This window comes from Polymorphospora sp. NPDC051019, assembly GCF_040683055.1.
GTDB lineage: Bacteria > Actinomycetota > Actinomycetes > Mycobacteriales > Micromonosporaceae > Polymorphospora > Polymorphospora lycopeni.
The window spans coordinates 119,589-135,491 of the sequence record NZ_JBFBCH010000003.1 but is presented as its reverse complement, the minus strand read 5'-3'; the positions used below and the strand labels follow the sequence as shown (position 1 = coordinate 135,491).

At 72.6% G+C, this 15,903-nt stretch carries 12 protein-coding genes; all 12 read right to left on the bottom strand.

The annotated features are described in order from the left end of the window. Window positions 1-311 precede the first annotated feature (311 nt). The gene (locus AB0M79_RS07620) at window positions 312-1,382 is read right to left on the bottom strand and encodes a polyprenyl synthetase family protein (RefSeq protein WP_364209137.1); all 1,071 of its coding nucleotides are present in this window, start codon (window positions 1,380-1,382) and stop codon (window positions 312-314) included. Window positions 1,383-1,386: 4 nt separating this feature from the next. Beyond that, window positions 1,387-2,790, bottom strand: coding sequence for a nucleotide pyrophosphatase/phosphodiesterase family protein (locus AB0M79_RS07615; RefSeq protein WP_364209134.1), 1,404 nt, complete (start codon window positions 2,788-2,790; stop codon window positions 1,387-1,389). Then, window positions 2,787-3,962 carry a metabolite traffic protein EboE gene (gene eboE, locus AB0M79_RS07610; RefSeq protein ID WP_364209131.1) on the bottom strand — a complete coding sequence of 392 codons (1,176 nt, stop codon included), beginning with the start codon at window positions 3,960-3,962 and terminating at the stop codon, window positions 2,787-2,789. Before eboE ends, AB0M79_RS07615 begins: the two co-directional genes overlap by 4 nt. Continuing rightward, complete coding sequence (locus tag AB0M79_RS07605; RefSeq protein WP_364209128.1) at window positions 3,962-4,813, bottom strand: TatD family hydrolase; 852 nt, start codon at window positions 4,811-4,813, stop codon at window positions 3,962-3,964. The genes eboE and AB0M79_RS07605 overlap by 1 nt, the downstream gene beginning before the upstream one ends. After that, window positions 4,813-5,448, bottom strand: coding sequence for an EboA domain-containing protein (locus AB0M79_RS07600; RefSeq protein ID WP_364209126.1), 636 nt, complete (start codon window positions 5,446-5,448; stop codon window positions 4,813-4,815). Before AB0M79_RS07600 ends, AB0M79_RS07605 begins: the two co-directional genes overlap by 1 nt. Beyond that, entirely contained in the window at window positions 5,448-6,407 is a 960-nt protein-coding gene (locus AB0M79_RS07595) for a sugar phosphate isomerase/epimerase family protein (protein ID WP_364209123.1), read from the bottom strand. Before AB0M79_RS07595 ends, AB0M79_RS07600 begins: the two co-directional genes overlap by 1 nt. Window positions 6,408-6,450: 43 nt before the next feature. Further along, window positions 6,451-7,320 (bottom strand): SCO3242 family prenyltransferase, encoded by an 870-nt coding sequence (locus AB0M79_RS07590; RefSeq protein WP_364209120.1) that lies wholly within the window; start codon window positions 7,318-7,320, stop codon window positions 6,451-6,453. Then, on the bottom strand, window positions 7,320-8,465 hold the full coding sequence (locus AB0M79_RS07585; RefSeq protein ID WP_364209117.1) for an inositol-3-phosphate synthase: 1,146 nt from the start codon (window positions 8,463-8,465) through the stop codon (window positions 7,320-7,322). The genes AB0M79_RS07590 and AB0M79_RS07585 overlap by 1 nt, the downstream gene beginning before the upstream one ends. A gap of 415 nt (window positions 8,466-8,880) precedes the next feature. Next, window positions 8,881-12,138: a ThuA domain-containing protein gene (locus tag AB0M79_RS07580; protein WP_364209114.1), complete on the bottom strand. Its 3,258-nt coding sequence runs from the start codon at window positions 12,136-12,138 to the stop codon at window positions 8,881-8,883. Between the two features lie 267 nt (window positions 12,139-12,405). Then, on the bottom strand, window positions 12,406-13,623 hold the full coding sequence (locus tag AB0M79_RS07575) for a Gfo/Idh/MocA family oxidoreductase (RefSeq protein WP_364209111.1): 1,218 nt from the start codon (window positions 13,621-13,623) through the stop codon (window positions 12,406-12,408). Between the two features lie 28 nt (window positions 13,624-13,651). Continuing rightward, window positions 13,652-14,707: a substrate-binding domain-containing protein gene (locus tag AB0M79_RS07570; protein ID WP_364209108.1), complete on the bottom strand. Its 1,056-nt coding sequence runs from the start codon at window positions 14,705-14,707 to the stop codon at window positions 13,652-13,654. A 100-nt stretch (window positions 14,708-14,807) separates the two neighbouring features. Continuing rightward, window positions 14,808-15,866, bottom strand: coding sequence for an ABC transporter permease (locus AB0M79_RS07565; RefSeq protein WP_357542810.1), 1,059 nt, complete (start codon window positions 15,864-15,866; stop codon window positions 14,808-14,810). Window positions 15,867-15,903 lie beyond the last annotated feature (37 nt).

The following is a 15,903-nucleotide window of genomic DNA, read 5'->3' as shown; positions in this document are numbered from 1 at the left end:
GGATGACCACTGTGCCTCCCTTTGAACGGGGCGTTTCGCCAGGACCGCGGCAGTCCCCACGGTCGAGATCACCGTCCCCTGCGCAGGGACGCTAGGTCATGAACAAGTTGTTGCGCCAGACGTGCCGGACGAAAGTCCACCACCCTGTGACCAAGTGCCGGAGACATCGATCGAACGGCGGCTCAGAGCCTTCGATATCAGGGTTGTGCAGGTGTCGGAAACCGCCGCTGACCTGCTCCGACATCCGTCGCAGCAGCCCGCGGCGACGGCCTGGCCACGGCCGCGCCGGGCGCCCGTCCCGGCCACCGGCGTCACCGCTGGCGGTCGACCACGGAGTGGGCCAACGCGGCCAGTGCGGCCCGCGCCTCGGCGGCCACCGGGGCGTCGGCGAGGGCCGCGAGCGCGGCGTCGCCGTACACCTTGATCATCTGCTCGATCCGGTCCAGCGCGCCCGTCTCGACGATGATCGTGCGCAATTCGGCCGCGCCCTCGGCGTCCAGTTGCGGGTTGCCGAACAGCACCCGCAGCCGGGCCGCCTGGGCCCGGTCGGCGCTGTCGCGGGCCAGTGCCATCATCACCGTCGGCTTGCCCTCCCGCAGATCATCCAGTACGGACTTTCCGGTCACCGCCGGGTCGCCGAAGACGCCGAGCACGTCGTCGCGCAACTGGAAGGCGTCACCGAGCGGATCGCCGAACGCGGCGTACGCGTCGAGCAGTTCGGGGCCGGCGCCGGCCAGCCCCGCCCCGATCTGCAGCGGCCGGGTCACGGTGTAGCGGGCCGCCTTCATCCGGATCACCGTCAGCGCGCTGGCCACCGAGCCGTCCCCGACCCCGGACACCAGGTCCAGGTACTGGCCGGCGATCACCTCGGTCCGCATCGCGCAGTAGACGGCGTACCCGTCGTGGATCCGCTCGGCGGGCAGCCCCGACTCGTGGAACATCTGGTCCGCCCACGCGGCGCAGAGGTCGCCGCAGAGCAGCGCCGCGCTGCGGCCGTACGCGCCGGGGTCGCCCCGCCACGACAGCCGGGTGTGCAGGTCAGCGAAGAGCTGGTGCACCGACGGTTCGCCGCGCCGCTGGTCGCTGCCGTCCATGATGTCGTCGTGGATCAGCGCGAACGCGTGGAACAGTTCCAGCGCGGCCGCCGCCGACACGATCTCGGGCCGGTCGGGCTCGCCGGCCCCCCGCCAGCCCCAGTAGCAGAACAGCGGCCGCAGCCGCTTGCCACCGGCCAGCACGAAACGGCGCAGGGTGTCGAACACCCCACGGGGTGCGCCGTCCGGCCAGTCCGCGTCCTGCCGGTCCAGATAGCCGGCGAGCGCGAGGTCGCAGCGGGCCCGCAACTCGTCGAGGTCGGTGTCGCGCACCAGTTCGATCGTCATCGGATCACCTCGTCCCCACCGCCGGTGGGTCGCCCAGCCCGGCCAGGTGCAGCAGCAGCCCCTTGACGTCGGTCGCGGCGAAGTGGTCCCGGGCGGCGGCCGGGTCGGAGCAGAGCAGCACCGGCCCGTCGAGCGGGTCGGCGGGCAGCCGCCCGTGCGAGCCGCGGACCGCCCGCGCACCGGCGTCCAGCCCGACCACGTTCATCAGGTAGCGCATGCCGGTCTTCTTGCGCAACAGGGCGAGCGCGGCCCGGCCCTTCGCCGCGCCCGGATTGGCCGGGTCGAAGAACAGCTCGGCCGGGTCGTACCCGGGCTTGCGGTGGATCTCCACCAGCCGGGCGAAGTCCGGGGCCCGGGCGTCGTCGAGCCAGTAGTAGTAGGTGAACCAGGCGTCCGGCTCGGCGACCAGGACCAGCTCGCCGGAACGCTCGTGGTCCAGCCCGTACGTCTTCTGGCCGTCCCGGTCGAGCACCTCGGCGACCCCGGCCAGCCCGCCGAGCAGCTTCGCCACCACCGGTACGTCGGCCGGGTCGCGGACGTAGACGTGGGCCACCTGGTGGTCGGCGACGGCGAACGCCCGCGACGTCCACGGGTCGAGGTACTCCATCCCGGCCTGGGTGTAGACCCGGAGCAGCCCCTCGGCGCGCAGCAGCCGGTTGACGTCGACCGGCCGCGACGCGTCGGTGATGCCGTACTCGGACAGCGCGACGACCGTGGCGCCCCGGGCGGTCGCGGCGTCGATCAGCGGGCCGACGGTGGCGTCGAGTTCGGCGGCGGCGGCCGCCGCCTGCGGCGCCGACGGGCCGAACCGTTGCAGGTCGTAGTCGAGGTGCGGCAGGTAGGCCAGGGTCAGGTCCGGCGAGTGGTCCGCCATGATCTGCATGGTCGCCTTGGTGATCCAGGCCGTCGAGGTGATGCCGGCGTTCGCGCCCCAGTAGCTGAAGAGCGGGAACGTGCCGAGCCGGCCGGTCAGCGCGTCGTGCAGTTCCGGCGGATCGGTGTAGCAGTCCGGGTCCTTGCGGCCGTCGGCGTGGTAGACCGGGCGCGGGGTGACGGTCCAGTTGACGTCGGCGCCCATCGCATACCACCAGCAGACGTTGGCGACCGTGTAGCCCGGTTCGACCCGGCGCGCGGCGTGCCAGAGCTTGTCGCCGCCGACCAGCGCGTTGTGCTGCCGCCACAGGAAGACCTCGCCGAGGTCACGGAAGTACCAGCCGTTGCCGACGATCCCGTGCCCGGACGGCGGCTCGCCGGTCAGGAACGTCGACTGCACCGAGCAGGTGACGGCCGGCAGCACGGTGCCGAGCGAGGCCCGGAACCCCGCGTCGGCGACCGCCGACAGCCGGGGCATGTGGTCGAGTAACCGGGGCGTCAGGCCCACCACGTCGAGGACGAGCAGTGGCTTCACGCGGTCACCTCCTGGGATCTGGGGGTGTCGGACGGTGTGGAAAGGCCCAGCGCGAGCAGTTCGTCGCGGGCGAAGGCCAGCTCCGCGGCGATGCCGGCGGCAAGCTGGTCGGGGGTCCCGGGACGGTGCGCCGCCGGCAGCACCCCCCAGGTGTACGTCTCGACGTCGAGGTGGTCGCAGCCGGCCGCCGCCCCGCCGACCAGCTCGCGCAACGCCTCGCGCAGCACCGGCACGGTGGCGGTCAGCGGCGCCGCCGGGGCGGCGTGCAGCGGCACGTGGTAGTGCACCCGCCAGGGGCCGGGCAGGCCGGCGTCCAGCGCCTCGTCGAGGTCGTCGGTGGCGCCGCCGCCGGCACCACGGGTCTGGTGCAGGAAGCGCGGCTCGACGTAGTCACGCAGCACGTCGGCGTGCCGGTCCGGCGTCGCCGCACCCAGCGCCGCCGACACCTGCACCTTGACCACCGGCAGGCCGGCGGCGCGCAGGGCGGCCAGCGCGGCGGCCGGCTCCTCCCAGGCGCAGGCGAGGTGGGCCAGGTCGACGCAGACCCCCAGCCACTCGGTGTCCACCGCGCACAGTTGCCGTACGGCGTCGGCGGTGGTCTCCACCACGCAGCCCGGTTCGGGCTCGAACGCCACCCGGACGGTGCGTCCGGTGTCGGCGGCCAGCCCGGCCAGCCCGGCGGCGAGCGCGTCGAGGTTACGCGCGCAGGCGTCGGCCCGCCCGGCGTCCCACGGCTCGCGCCACGCCAGCGGCAGGGTCGAGATCGAGCCCCGGGCCGCGTCGTCGGGCAGCAGGTCGGCCAGCACCCGGGCCAGGTCCAGGGTGTACGCCAGCCGGTCCGGGGTGGTCCAGTCCGGGTGGTAGACGGCGTACTTGACCACCGGGTCCTGGAACGAGGCGTACGGGAAGCCGTTGAGCGTCACCACCTCCAGCCCGCGTACGTCGAGTTCGTGCCGCAACCGGCGGCGCAGCCTGGGCTCGGCGGCCAGTTCGGCGGCGACCGGCGCGGCCAGCCACAGGCCCAGCCCGAGCAGGTCGGTGCCGAGCCGTTCGCGCACCGGCAGCGCGTACGTGTCGAGTTGGGCCACGATCCCGTCGAGGTCCTGCGCCGGGTGCACGTTCGTGCAGTATCCGAGATGGACGGTCTGGCCGTCGCCGTGCCGCAGCCTCATCAGCTTCCGCCGCGCTTGATGGAGCTGCCCTCGAAGGTGTCCGCGGCCGGACCGAGGTCGGACAGGTCGAGCCGCCCGGACTGGCCGTAGAACTCGACCGGGTTGCGCCACAGCACCTTGTCGACGTCGTCGTCGGTGAACCCGGCGGCGAGCATCGCCTCGCCGGTGGCCCGGGTCAGCAGCGGGTCGGAGTGCCCCCAGTCGGCGGCCGAGTTGACCAGCATCCGGTCCAGCCCGTGTTCCTTGAGGATCTCGACCATGCGGGGCGGCGACATCTTGGTCTCGGGATAGATCGAGAAGCCCATCCAGCAGCCGGCGTCGTGGACGGCCGCGACGGTGACCTCGTTGAGGTGGTCGACGACCACCCGTCCGGGCCCGATACCGGACTCGGCGACGACGGCGAGGGTCCGTTCGGTGCCGCGCGCCTTGTCCCGGTGCGGGGTGTGCACCAGCGCCGGCAGCTCGTACTCGACGGCCAGGGCGAGCTGGGCGGCGAACGCCTCGTCCTCCTCCGGCGTCATCGAGTCGTAGCCGATCTCCCCCACCGCGACCACGCCGTCCTTGTCGAGGTAGCGCGGCAGCAGGTCGAGCACCGGCCGGCAGCGGGGGTCGTTGGCCTCCTTGGGGTTCAGCGCGATCGTGGCGTGGTGCCGGATGCCGAACTGTCCGGCCCGGTACGGCTCCCAGCCGATCAGCGAGTCGAAGTAGTCGGCGAACGAGCCGGGGTTCGTACGCGGCTGGCCGAGCCAGAACGCCGGCTCGACGACCGCCCGGACCCCGGCCGCGGCCATCGCCCGGTAGTCGTCGGTGGTGCGCGACGTCATGTGGATGTGCGGGTCGAAGATACGCATCACGCCTCATTCCTTGCGTCGGTGCCGGCCGGACCACCGGCGGGTGCGCCGGCGGTGAGCCGGGCCAGCAGGTCGACCGCGTCGGCGGCGACCTCACGGCCGGCGGCCCGGCGCTCCTCGACCAGACCGCCGAGCATCACGGCCAGCTCGGCGTCGGCCCGGGCGTCGAGGTCGTCCACGACCGCGAGCGGCAGCCCCATGAACACGCACTTCAGCACCGCCTGCCGCCACGCCGCCCGGTCCAGGTGCCGGGCGTACGGGCCGACGGCGGCGGCGACCAGCCGGGCGTCGTTGGTGCGGATCGCGTCGTGCAGCAGCGGTACGGCGGCGGCACCGACCGGCAGCAGCGGCAGCGCCTTCAGCACCGCCCGTTTCTCGGCGGCGTCGCCGAACCGGTAGAGGGTTTCGGCCCGCTCCGCGACCAGGTCGGCGGGGAGCGCGGCCAGCAGCAGCGCGCGGGCCGCCTCGTCGGCACTCCAGCCGGCGGTCAACGGTGTCCGGCCGACCCGGCGGCCGGCGGCGGCGAACAGCCGTCCCACCGCGCCGGGCTCGCCGGCGATCCGGTCCAGCGCCTCCGCCAGCCAGCCGCCGCCGGCCGTACCGGCGAGCGCGGACCGCAGGTCGTCGAGATCCATCACCGCTCTCCTTCCAGGGCCGCCGCGCCGGCCCAGACCGCCCTCGCGGGCCGGCCCCGGGCGGCGCCGGCGGTTTCGGCGGGCCGGCGCGGGATGCCGGCGGCACGTTCGGCCCGGCGCAGGAACTCGATCGACCGGGTGGCGACCGACGGCGCCGCGTGCGAGTGCCGGGGCAGTTCCACGGCGACCAGGCCGTGGTAGCCGGCGTCGGCCAGCGCCCCGAGCACCGGCGGGAAGTCGATCTCGCCGGTGCCGAACTCCAGGTGCTCGTGCTCGCCCCGCCGCATGTCGTCGATCTGCACGTTCACCAGGTGGTCGGCGACGGCGGCGACGCAGTCCGGCACCGGGTCCGGCTCCAGGCACCGGCAGTGTCCGATGTCGAGGGTGATGCCGAAGCCGGCCGGATCGCCGAGGGCGGCGCGCAGGGCCCGCCAGCCGGCGATGTCCTCCACCAGCATCCCGGGCTCCGGCTCGAACCCCAGCGGTACGCCCGCCCCGGCCGCCACCTCCACCATCTGCCCGCAGCCGTCGACCAGCCGCTCCCAGGCCAGCCGTTCGTCCACCTCGGACGGTCGTACGCCGGCCCAGAACGACACCGCCTCGGCGCCGAGGTCCGCGCCGATCGCCACCGCCCGGCGCAGGAACTGCAACCGCAGGTACCGGTCGTCGTGCAGCAGGGTCGGCGCGTGCTTGCGCCACGGGTCGAGCAGGTAGCGGGCGCCGGTCTCGATCACCACCGCGAGTTCGAGGTCGCGCAGCCGGTCGGCGACCTCGGCGACCTGCCGGGCGAGATCGGGCGCGAACGGGTCGAGATGGTCGTGGTCGAGGGTGAGCGCCACCCCGGCGTAGCCCAGGTCGGCGATGACGGCGAGGGCGTCGGGCAGCCGGTGGTTGGCGAACCCGTTCGTCCCGTACCCGAACCGCAACTGACCGCCCGCCCCGAGTTCCTTTCCGGTCATGCCGCCCCCTCGCTCCGCCCGGTCATGCCACCGCTTCGCTCGGTCATGTCGGCGACACCATTCGGGCCAGGCGGCGGCCGAGCGGGGCGGCGGCGGCCACGGCCAGCCCGGCCGTGGCGGCACCGGCGTGTGCGGTGAGCGCCCCCTGCAGGGCCGGCAGGCCGGTGATCCCGGCCCCGACCGCGGCCCGGATGCGGGTCGCCGACGGCTCGGCGGCGGCGCGGGCCTGGGCGCCGCCGTACTGGGCGGCGTACCAGGCGGCCAGGGCGGCCGGCACCGCGCGGCGCCACGCCGGCCGGCCGGGCCGGGCGCCGGCCGCGGCGGTCGCCGCCGCCAGGGCGGCGGTGCCGGCGAGCGTCACCCTCGGCAGCCGGGGGTCGGCGCCACCGACCTCGCGCCGGGACAGTTCGGTGACCGTATAGGTGTGCGCGGCCACCGCGAGCGCCGCCGGCAGCGCCCGGGCCGGCCGGCCGGTGCTCGCGCCGAGCAGCACGTCGAGCCCCCGGCAGGCGGCCATCACCGCCGGCCCGGCGGCGGTGTTCTTGGCCCGCAGGTCGTACGCCCACACGGCGGCGGCGAGCGGCCCGGCGACGGCGAGCGCCCGCCGGCCGCCGCCGAGCGCGGCGAGCCCGAGGCCGGCGACGGTGAGCCCGGCGGCGATCCCCAGCGCGGCCGGCGCGGAGACCCGGCCGGACGGGATCGGCCGCTCGGGGCGCTCGACCGCGTCGAGGTCCCGGTCGGCCCAGTCGTTGCCGGCCATGCCGGCCCAGTAGAGGCAGACCGACGCGCCGGCCAGGGCCGGGGTACGCGCGCCGAGGGTGCCGGCCGCGGCGGCACCGGCCACCACGTCACCGGGCACGGACAGCGCGGCCGGGGCGCGTACCAGGTCGACGAGATCCCGCAGAAGTCCCATCAGTGCTCACCTCCGGGCAGCGAGCCGACGAAGTCGGCGAGGATCCGCCACTGCTCGTCGAGCGAGTGGGCGGTGGCGTCGATCGGGTCCTTGAAGAAGAACGCGAGTTCGGGCAGTGGCCCGTGCCGGCCGGCGGCGCGCGCGGCGGCGGCCAGCCGGGCCAGGTCGAGCACCAGCGGGGCGGCCAGGGCCGAGTCGCAGCCGTGCCAGCTGAACTCCATCCGCATGGCGGTGCCGAGGAACCCCGAGAAGGTGATCAGGTCCCAGGCGGTCTTGAAGTCGCCGATGTCGTCGACGTACTCGATCCGGGTGGTCCCCTGCGGCTGGTAGCCGAGGGTTTCCCCGAGCACCCGCTGCTTGCTCGCGGTCTTGGCGGCGTTGGCGGCCGGCTCGGCGAGGTTGGCGCCGTCGCCGCCACCCAGCAGGTTGATGCCGGACCAGGTACGCACCCGCAGGTGGCGCAGCGCGAACATCGGGGCGAGCACCGACTTGACCAGCGTCTCGCCGGTCTTCCCGTCGTGCCCGGCGTACGGCACGCCGTGCCGGACCGCCAGCTCGTGCAGTGCCGGCAGGCGGGCCCCGGTCGACGGCGTAAAGTCCACATAGGAGCAGCCGGCGGTGAACGCGGCGTACGCGGCCAGCGAGCTGGGCGGCAGCACCACGCCGGGACGGGCGAGCGCCTCCTCCAGCGCCGCGAGGTCGGCGTGGGCCGGCAGCGGGGCGGGCGCCGGCTCGGTGGTGGAGACGTTGACGACCACCACCTCGTCGAGCGCGTGCCGGGACCGGAAGTCGGCCAGGTCGGCGGCGATCAGTGCGGCGGTGCCGGCCTGGGTGTCGGCGGCGGGCAGCGGCCGTACGTCGCCGTCGACGGTGACGAGTTCGTCGTGCAGTGCGTCGACGAGCCGGGCCGGCACGACACCGGCGGCGGCAAGGGCCTCGGCCTTCTTCAGCAGGGGCGTCTCGGTGATCTCGTGTCCACCGAGGACGAGTTCGCCCAGGGCCGGCAGCGCCGGGCTGCGCAGCCCGGGCAGCTCGGTGACGCAGCCGGTGGGCTCGGCCAGGCCGGCGCGCAGCGCCAGCCAACCGACGATGCTGGTCGCCGCGACGGATCCGCGTGCTCCGATCAGCCAGACTCCCGTACGCATGTGGTTCTCCCTTGCCCTCGCCGATATGCAAACCGGTCCGGTGCCGCCCGACCGGGTGATTCCGGCCGGCCGGCCCGGCCGGGAGAATTGGGCCCTGTCCGCCCGACCGGATCGAGGTGGCACCACCGTGACCGCGTCGACGTCGGCGTCGTCGACGCTGCCCCGGGCTCGATCGGCCGGGCGGACAGGGCATCAGCAGGCAGGGTCGGTCGGCGTCGCGACCCTGCCTCCCCCGCAGTGCGTCTTCCCTGGGCCGGCTGCGCGGACCGGAGGTCCGCCCAGCCGGCGGTCGGTGCGTCCCCCGGCCGGGCGGACCTGGTGCGGGGTCCGCCCAGCCGGTGGTTCTGTCCGGTCCCGCCGGCGGCGCCGGCCGCCGGCGGGACCTTGGCCGTCACTCAGGTGGTGACGGGCCGGGTCAGGGGGTCGAGCCGAACTCGACCCAGTTGAGGTTGAACAGTGCGGTCGTCGGGCCCCCGGAGACCGACCTGAACACCAGGTAGAGCGGTTGCCCGTAGGTGTCCGGCTGGTCGACCTGGATGCTCTGGCTGGCCCAGACGTTGGTGCCCGAGGTGGCGTTCAGGGTGGCGGTGCCGGCGAGGGTGCCGTCCGGCGCGCCGACCCGCAGCTCGACGACCGCCCGCGGGGTGCCCGCGGTCGCCGCCGAACCACCGGCGTAGCGGAAGGTGACCGAGCCGGCGTCGCCCAGGTTGATCGGGTCGAACGCGATGTGGTCACCGTTGTCGATTCCGGTCAGGTGCTGGCCGGCTCCGGCGTCGTTCGTGTTCGCGACCGTGACACCCTGCTTGACCTGGGCGTACTCCGCCTGCTGGAGGCGCAGCTGGACCCTCGACTGCTCGACCGTGGTCAGCGCCGGCTGACCGTTCGCCCCCAGGTCGGTGTAGCTGGCGCTGATGCCGCCGTAGAGGTAGCTGCCGGCGTGGTCGGCGCCGTCGGCCGGGCTCGGAACCACGCCGGAGCAACCGGTCGTCGAACCCTGCGGGTGGCCGTGCTCGTCGTGGCCGAGCACGAACGTCACCTCGACCCGGCTGCAGTCGATCGTCCCGTCCTCCGGGTCGGTGACCGTCAGCGTGTACGGGATCTGGTCGCCCCACTCGAAGAACGAGCCGGAGACCGGCGTGTGCAGCGTGATCGTCGGTGCGGTGTTGCCGACCGTGATCGTGCGGTTCAGGGTCGCCGCCTTGCCGCTGTTGTCGGTCACCGTCAACTGGGCGTAGTAGACCCCGTTGGTGGTGTAGGTGAAGGACGGGTTCGCCTCGGTCGAGTCGGTCGTGCCGTCACCGTCGAAGTCCCAGGCGATCGAGACGGTCTCGCCCGGCTCCGGCGAGTGCGAACCCTCGCTGGAGAACTGGACGGTCAGCGGCGCCTGGCCCGAGGTCGGGGCGGCGTCGATCTCGGCCACCGGGCCCCGGGTGCCCTTGACGTAGCGGATCACCGACAGCGCGGCGTCCGGGTTGGCCCGGAAGAAGCCGTCGCCGTACTCCAGCACGTAGAGGCTGCCGTCCGGCCCGAACTCCATGTCGATCGGGTTGTCGAAGGTGAAGCCCGGCAGGAACTGCTCGACCCCGAGCAGCTGGCCGCTGCCGTTGGTCCGCATCATGAAGATCTTGTCCCGGCTGAACTCGCCGAAGACGACCGCGTCGTTGTAGTACTCGGGCAGCTTGACGTCGGAGTCCAGGTCGGCGTCGTACTTGTAGATCGGGCCGCCCATCGGGCCGACGCCGCCGGTGCCGATCACCGGCCACTTGAAGTCACAGGTCTGCGCCGGCGCGAGGTACGCCCCACGGCACGGGGTGACCGCGTTGAAGGTGTAGTGGAACTGCGACGGCTGCACCGGTGGCAGGACCGTCCGGCCGGTGTTGCGCGGCGAGTCGTTGACCGGCGCCGCACAGTTGAACGGCGTCTCCTTCGACGTGCGGGTCGCGAAGTCGTAGTCGATGTAGGGCTGGTCCGGCTGGGTGCAGTACGGCCAGCCGTAGTTGCCGGCCTTGTTGGTCGCCAGCCAGCGGCCGGTGCCCTCCGGGCCACGGGTCGCGCTGGGCACCCGGGTGTCCGGCGAGTAGTCGCCGACGTACACCCAGCCGCGGGCGTCGACGTCGAACCGGAACGGGTTACGCAGACCCATCAGGAAGATCTCGGGGCGGGTCTTCCCGTCGGTGTTCTGCGCCTGCGGGAAGAGGTTGCCGGCCGGGATGCTGTACGTGCCGTCCGGCTTCACCTTGATCCGCAGCACCTTGCCCCGCAGGTCGTTGGTGTTGGCCGAGGAGCGCTGGGCGTCGTACGCCGGGCCCTGGGTCGGCGACTCGTTGATCGGGGTGTAGCCGTCCGATCCGCTGGCGTTGGTGTCGTCACCGGTCACCAGGTAGAGCAGGCCCTTGCCGTCGAACTTGACCTCACCGCCGACGTGGCAGCAGGCGCCCCGGTCGGCCTCGACCTGGAGGATCTTCTGCTCGGTCGAGAAGTCCAGCGTGGGGTTCTCGCCGTCGACGAACTTGACCCGGGAGAGCTGGTTGTAGCCCACGAACTTGTCCCAGACGGTCGGGTCGTTGCTGGTCGCCGGGGCGTCGCCCTCGTTGACGCCCGGGGTGGCCGGGTTGTCGACCGGGGTGTTCAGCGGCGGGGCGTAGTAGAGGTAGACCCACTTGTTGTTGGCGAAGTCGGGGTCGAGCGTGACGGACTGGAGGCCATCCTCGTCGTGCTGGTAGACCGACATCGAGGCGATCACCGGGCTGGCGCCGTTGGCCGGGTTGTAGAGCCGGATCTCACCGCTGCGGGTGTTGTGCAGGACCCGGCCGTCGGGCAGGACGGCCAGCGACATCGGCTCGCCGGGCTGGTCGTTGAGCACGACCCGCTCGTAGTTGGCCAGCACCGTCGCGCCGCAGTCGCCCTCGGCCACGCCGGCGGCCCACTGGATGCCGCCGAGCAGGTGCTTGCGGAAGGCGCCGTTGGCGTACGTCGCCTCGGAGTGCCCGAGCCCGGTGTAGAAGGACCGGCCGCCCTGGTAGTCACGGCACCACGAGATGGGGTGGTCGTAGCCCATCGTGCCGCCGGTGTAGCTCTTCTCGTCGACGGTGGCCAGCACGTGGGCGGTGCCGCGCACGTTGCTGGTGTAGTTGTAGATCTCGTCGTCGAGGGTGATCTGCCGGGACACGGTCTTCGTCGCCGGGTGGGCCCGGTCGGCGACGTCGATGCGGGCGTTGCCGCTGCCGCTCGTGCCGGCGGCCGAGGTGCCGACCAGGTCACGGTAGAAGGCCCAGTCCGGCTCGGCCTCGACGGCCGCGTGGATGCCGAGGTAGCCGTTGCCGGCCTGGATGTAGTCCTCGAAGGCGACCTGCTGGTTCTCGTCGAGTACGTCCCCGGTGGCGTTGAGGAACACCACGGCCTTGTAGTTCGCGAGGTTCTCGGGGGTGAACGCGGTGCCGTTCTGCGTCACGTCGATGGTGAAGCCGTTGTTGTTGCCGAGGGTACGGATCGCGTTGACGCCCTTGGCGGTGGAGTCGTGGGCACCCGCGGCCGCGCGGGTGAAGACGAGCACCTGGTAGCCGTCTTCGTGCTCGTGGCCGGGGTGGGCGTACGCCGGCGCGGCGGCCGCCAGGGGCACCGTCAGCGCGGCGCCCGCGACGATGGCGAACCACCGTCGAACGGATCTTGCCATGGAAAACCTCCGGGGGTCGGGGAGGCTCGTGGAGCCTCACCGTTGGCACTGGTCCGGATGCCGGACCGGTTCTGCGTTGGTGCCTCACCCCTGGCGCGGTGCCACGTCCGCCAAGGTCCTGCGCTGCGCCTGCTGGTCGTCCGGCGCGACCGGGGAATCCCGGTCCGGTCGCGCCGGACGGCCTACCCTCGGGCCCTCGTCAACCGGACGTGGGGCGCAACCACGTCCGGCTCCTCGCACTCGGGCCCGAGGAGCCTCGTACTCCGGTCAGGCGACGACCGCGGTCAGGGCCGAATCCACCGCGGTCCACGCTCCCGTCGCGGCGGACCGCTCCACGGCCTCCAGCACGAGCTGGACGTGGAGGGCGTCGTCGAACGACGGCGTCGGGTCCACCCCGGTCGCGACCGCCTCGAGGAAGTCGCGGGCCTGGTGGGTGAACGAGTGTTCGTAACCGATGATGTGGCCGGCCGGCCACCACGCCGACATGTACGGGTGGTCCGGCTCGGTCACCAGGATCCGGCTGAAACCCTGCTCGCTGACCGGCCGGTCGGCGTCGTAGAACTCCAGCTCGTTCATCCGCTCGAAGTCGAACGCGACCGAACCGAGCGAGCCGTTGATCTCGATCCGCAGCCCGTTCTTGCGGCCGGTCGCGAACCGGGTCGCCTCGTAGCTGCCGACCGCGCCGCCGTCGAGCCGGGCGGTGAACAGCGCGGCGTCGTCGACCGTGACCGGGCCGGTCGCCGGACCGGTCCCGTCGGCGGTCGCGAGCGACTTCGCCGCCAGCCCGCTCGCCTCGCCGGGCAGCGGGCGTTCCTTGACGAAGGTCTCGACCAGGCCGCTCACGCTCGCGATCCGTTGGCCGGTGACGAACTCGGTGGCGTCGATGATGTGGGCACCGATGTCGCCGAGCGCGCCGGAGCCCGCCTTGTCCTTCTGCAACCGCCAAGCCAGCGGCACCGTCGGGTCGACGAGCCAGTCCTGGAGGTACGTCGCGCGGACGTGCCGGATCACGCCGATCCGGCCGTCGGCGACAAGCTGACGCATCAGGGCGATCGCGGGGACCCGGCGGTAGTTGAACCCGCACATGGACCGTACCCCGACCGACCGGGCCTCGGCCGCCGCGGCGGCCATGGCGCGGGCCTCGTCGACCGTGTTGGCCAGCGGCTTCTCGCACAGCACGTGCTTGCCCGCCGCCAGCGCCGCGATCGCGATCTCGGCGTGGCTGTCACCCGGGGTGCAGACGTCGATCACGTCGATGTCGTCCCGGTCGATCAGCGAACGCCAGTCGGTGGTGTGTCCGTCCCATCCGAGTCGCGCGGCGGCCTCGGCCACCTTGGACTCGTCGCGGCCGCAGATCGCCGTCATCCGGGCGTACGCCGGCAGGTCGTAGACCCGGTTGACGGTGCGCCACGCCTGTGAGTGCGCCGCACCCATGAAGGCGTAGCCGACCATCCCGATCCGCAACTCTTTATCTACAGTGGACAACGTGGGCCTCCCCCCGCCTTGCCGTGGATCAGAACCCGAGCGAGATGTAGTTGCTCGCGTTCTCCTTGGTGATGGTCTCGGAGGCCAGCGTGATCTCCTTCGGCACCTGGAGCTCGACCAGGTCGCCCATTCCCTTGTTCTGGCCGATCAGCCGGGCCAGCGAGATGGCCGAGGAGGCCATCGACGGGCTGTAGGTGACCGTCGCCTTGAGCACGCCGCTGTCGGCCTGGATCGCCTCGATCGCGGCCTTCGAACCGGCGCCACCGACCATGATGAGCTCGCTGCGGTTCGCCTGGCTGATCGCGGCGAGCACACCGATGCCCTGGTCGTCGTCGTGGTTCCACAGTGCGTCGATCTTCGGCAGGGCCTGGAGCAGGTTGGCCGCCTCACGCTGGCCGGAGTCGGCGGTGAACTCCGCCGCCCGCCGGTTGGCGATCTGGAGGCCCGCGGCGGTCAGCGTGTCGCGGAACCCGGCCGACCGCTCCTGGGTCAGCGGCAGCGAGTCGATGCCGGCGATCTCGGCGATGACCGGGCTGGTGACGCCCTTGGCCCGCATCTGCGCGATGACGTAGTTGCCGGCCGAGACGCCCATGCCGTAGTTGTCGCCCTTGATCAGGGTGCGGTAGGCGAGCGCCTGGTTGAAGGCCCGGTCCAGGTTGATCACCGGGATGCCGGCCTGCATCGCCTTGATGCCGCTGGCGGTCAGCTCCGCGCCGTCGTGCGGCAGCATCACCAGGACGTTCGGCTTCTCGGCGATCAGGGTGTCGACGCCGGCCCGCTGCGCCGCCGCGTCGGCGCCGGCCTCGACGACCTTGAGCTCCACGTCCGAGTACGCCGCGGCCTGGGCCCGCGCGTTGTTGATGATGGCGGCCATCCAGCCGTGGTCGGCGGCCGGCGCGGAGAAGCCGATCACCACCCGCTGGCCCGGCGAGGAGTTCGGGTTGCCCTCGTTGGCGCCCATGGTCTGGGCGGTCTGCGGGGCGGCCTCGTTGCTCGTGCAGGCGGTGAGCAGGGCGCCGGCGCCGAGCGCCGCTCCGCCCAGCAGCAGCCGGCGGCGGGACAGATCGCGTCCGTCCTTGGTCATGACGACCTCCTGGATTCCATCAGTGGTGGGTGTTTGAGGGTGTGACGATCCCGGCGGGCGTCCCGACCGGACGCTCACCTGGTGTGGTGCGCTGGCTGTGCTAGGCGGTGGCGCCCTTGTTGCGGGTGAAGAGCTGGCTCACTGACTTGAAGCGGAACTCCTGGATGAGCACGGCGGCCACGATGATGGCGCCCTTGATCATGTTCTGCGACTCGGTCGACAGACCGTTGATCGCGAACAGGTTGGTGATCGTGGAGAAGACCAGCACGCCGAACAGCGCGCCCATGATGGTGCCGCGACCACCGCTGAGCAGCGTGCCGCCGATGATCGCCGCCGCGATGGCGTCGAGTTCGTAGAGGTTGGCCATGGCGGCCTGGGCCGAGTTGGCCTGCGCCATGAGCATGATCGCGGCGATCCCGCAGCACAGCCCGGAGAGGCCGTAGAGCAGCAGGGTGTGCCACTTGACGTTGATGCCGGCGAGCCGGGCCGCCTCGCTGTTGCCGCCGACGGCGACCGTACGCCGGCCGAACGTGGTGCGGTTGAGCAGCACCCAACCGGCCGCGACCACCAGCGCCAGGATGATCACCAGCAGCGGGATGCCGAGGATCCGCTGGGTGGCGATGCCGTTGATCACCGAGGAGGTGGAGACCTGGGTCTGCTTGTCGGAGATCTCGGCGGCCAGCCCCCGGGCCGCGACCATCATCGCCAGTGTCGCGATGAACGGCACCAACCTGCCGTAGGAGATCAGTACCCCGTTGACCAGACCGACCCCGAGACCGACGGCCAGCGCGGTGAAGATCATGCCGCCCGCGCCGAAACTCTGGGTGGCGACCGTGGTGGCCCACACCCCGGCCAGCGCCATGATCGCGCCCACCGAGAGGTCGATGCCACCCCCGATGATCACGAACGTCATGCCGACGGTGACCACACCGATCGCCGACGCCTGCTGCAGGATGGTGAAGATGTTGTTCTTCACCCAGGTCGGGTCGCTGTAGAGGTCCGGCCGGGTGGCGATACCGATCACCACCAGCGCCACCAGGACGCCGACCAGCCCGAGGTTACGACGGGCGTTCTCGGTGGCGTCCGACTTCCACCAGCTCTCCTTCGCCGGGCCACCCGAGCCGTGCTGCGGGCCGGCCGGCGGCGCCGCCTTGCCCACCTGCCCCGGTGTGGCGGCGGCCGTCTCTTTCTCGCTC

Coding starts and splice junctions, on each gene's coding strand:
- AB0M79_RS07570 (WP_364209108.1), bottom strand. CDS start 14,707: ATGACCAAGGACGGACGCGATCTGTCCCGCCGCCGGCTGCTGCTGGGC.
- AB0M79_RS07590 (WP_364209120.1), bottom strand. CDS start 7,320: ATGGGACTTCTGCGGGATCTCGTCGACCTGGTACGCGCCCCGGCCGCG.
- AB0M79_RS07580 (WP_364209114.1), bottom strand. CDS start 12,138: ATGGCAAGATCCGTTCGACGGTGGTTCGCCATCGTCGCGGGCGCCGCG.
- AB0M79_RS07620 (WP_364209137.1), bottom strand. CDS start 1,382: ATGACGATCGAACTGGTGCGCGACACCGACCTCGACGAGTTGCGGGCC.
- eboE (WP_364209131.1), bottom strand. CDS start 3,962: ATGAGGCTGCGGCACGGCGACGGCCAGACCGTCCATCTCGGATACTGC.
- AB0M79_RS07605 (WP_364209128.1), bottom strand. CDS start 4,813: ATGCGTATCTTCGACCCGCACATCCACATGACGTCGCGCACCACCGAC.
- AB0M79_RS07595 (WP_364209123.1), bottom strand. CDS start 6,407: ATGACCGGAAAGGAACTCGGGGCGGGCGGTCAGTTGCGGTTCGGGTAC.
- AB0M79_RS07585 (WP_364209117.1), bottom strand. CDS start 8,465: ATGCGTACGGGAGTCTGGCTGATCGGAGCACGCGGATCCGTCGCGGCG.
- AB0M79_RS07600 (WP_364209126.1), bottom strand. CDS start 5,448: ATGGATCTCGACGACCTGCGGTCCGCGCTCGCCGGTACGGCCGGCGGC.